This window comes from Williamsia maris (genome assembly GCF_024171815.1).
GTDB lineage: Bacteria > Actinomycetota > Actinomycetes > Mycobacteriales > Mycobacteriaceae > Williamsia_A > Williamsia_A maris.
The window spans coordinates 1-2381 of record NZ_JAMTCJ010000005.1 but is presented as its reverse complement, the minus strand read 5'-3'; the positions used below and the strand labels follow the sequence as shown (position 1 = coordinate 2381).

Annotated in this window: 1 rRNA gene; it reads right to left on the bottom strand. The window is 55.3% G+C overall.

Features of this window, described 5'->3' with window-relative positions:
- Positions 1-2381, bottom strand: a 23S ribosomal RNA gene (locus LX13_RS23095); the annotation flags it as partial.

The window sequence follows — 2381 nt, the reverse complement described above, 5'->3', positions numbered from 1 at the left end:
GTTGTAAGTCCTCGGCCGATTAGTACCAGTCACCTGCACCCATTACTGGGCTTCCAGTTCTGGCCTATCAACCCCATGGTCTGTGGGGGGCCTTAACCACGCGATGGTGGTGAGAAACCTCATCTTGGAACAGGCTTCCCGCTTAGATGCTTTCAGCGGTTATCCCTTCCGAACGTAGCTAACCAGCAGTGCTCCTGGTGGAACAACTGGCACACCAGAGGTTCGTCCGTCCCGGTCCTCTCGTACTAGGGACAGGTTTCCTCAAGTTTCTTACGCGCGCGGCGGATAGAGACCGAACTGTCTCACGACGTTCTAAACCCAGCTCGCGTGCCGCTTTAATGGGCGAACAGCCCAACCCTTGGGACCTACTCCAGCCCCAGGATGCGACGAGCCGACATCGAGGTGCCAAACCATCCCGTCGATATGGACTCTTGGGGAAGATCAGCCTGTTATCCCCGGGGTACCTTTTATCCGTTGAGCGACACCGCTTCCACTTGCCGGTGCCGGATCACTAGTCCCGACTTTCGTCCCTGCTCGACATGTCCGTCTCACAGTCAAGCTCCCTTGTGCACTTACACTCAACACCTGATTGCCAACCAGGCTGAGGGAACCTTTGGGCGCCTCCGTTACATTTTGGGAGGCAACCGCCCCAGTTAAACTACCCATCAGGCACTGTCCCTGAACCAGATCATGGTCCGAGGTTGAGGTATCCAATACGATCAGAGTGGTATTTCAACAACGACTCCACCCACACTGGCGTGCGGGTTTCACAGTCTCCCACCTATCCTACACAAACCGAACCGAACACCAATACCAAACTATAGTGAAGGTCCCGGGGTCTTTTCGTCCTGCCGCGCGTAACGAGCATCTTTACTCGTACTGCAATTTCGCCGAGTCTGTGGTTGAGACAGCAGAGAAGTCGTTACGCCATTCGTGCAGGTCGGAACTTACCCGACAAGGAATTTCGCTACCTTAGGATGGTTATAGTTACCACCGCCGTTTACTGGGGCTTAAATTCTCAGCTTCACCACCGAAGTGATTAACCGGTCCTCTTAACCTTCCAGCACCGGGCAGGCGTCAGTCCGTATACATCGTCTTACGACTTCGCACGGACCTGTGTTTTTAGTAAACAGTCGCTTCTCTCTGGTCTCTGCGACCACCCCCAGCTCAGATCGTAAAGATCGTCACCAGACGTGGTCCCCCTTCTCCCGAAGTTACGGGGGTATTTTGCCGAGTTCCTTAACCACAGTTCTCTCGATCGCCTTAGTATTCTCTACCTGATCACCTGTGTTGGTTTGGGGTACGGGCCGTGTCACCACTCGCTAGAGGCTTTTCTCGGCAGCATAGGATCATGGAATTCGCCTCATTCGGCTACGCATCACCTCTCAGGCTATGTGAACGGCGGATTTGCCTACCGTTCGCCCTACAGGCTTACACCAGTACAACCACTGACTGGCCCCACTACCTTCCTGCGTCACCCCATCGCTTGACTACTACCACACAAGGTCCCATGCAGCCCCACACTCGAGACCCGAAGGTCTTCTCGGCGGTTTTGGATGGTTAGTACATGTGATTCATCACGGGCGCGATAACACGGGTACGGGAATATCAACCCGTTGTCCATCGACTACGCCTGTCGGCCTCGCCTTAGGTCCCGACTCACCCTGGGCGGATTAGCCTGGCCCAGGAACCCTTGATCATTCGGCGGACGAGTTTCTCACTCGTCTTTCGCTACTCATGCCTGCATTCTCACTCCCACACCCTCCACCACTAGATCACTCTGTGGCTTCCATGGGTGCAGGACGCTCCCCTACCCACCCACACCACCACACACACCCCCGCAGAGGTGCATGAATGTATTGTGTGAGTGCCGCGGCTTCGGCGGTGTACTTGAGCCCCGCTACATTGTCGGCGCAGGATCACTTGACCAGTGAGCTATTACGCACTCTTTCAAGGGTGGCTGCTTCTAAGCCAACCTCCTGGTTGTCTTCGCGACCCCACATCCTTTTCCACTTAGTACACGCTTAGGGGCCTTAGCCGGCGATCTGGGCTGTTTCCCTCTCGACTACGAACCTTATCGCCCGCAGTCTCACTGCCGCACTCTCACTCACTGGCATTCGGAGTTTGGCTGACATCAGTAACCTTTTAGGGCCCATCCGCCATCCAGTAGCTCTACCTCCAGTGAGAAACATGCGACGCTGCACCTAAATGCATTTCGGGGAGAACCAGCTATCACGGAGTTTGATTGGCCTTTCACCCCTACCCACAACTCATCCCCTCCATTTTCAACTGAAGTGGGTTCGGGCCTCCACGTCGTCTTACCGACGCTTCACCCTGGCCATGGGTAGATCACTCCGCTTCGGGTCTAGAACACGCCACTG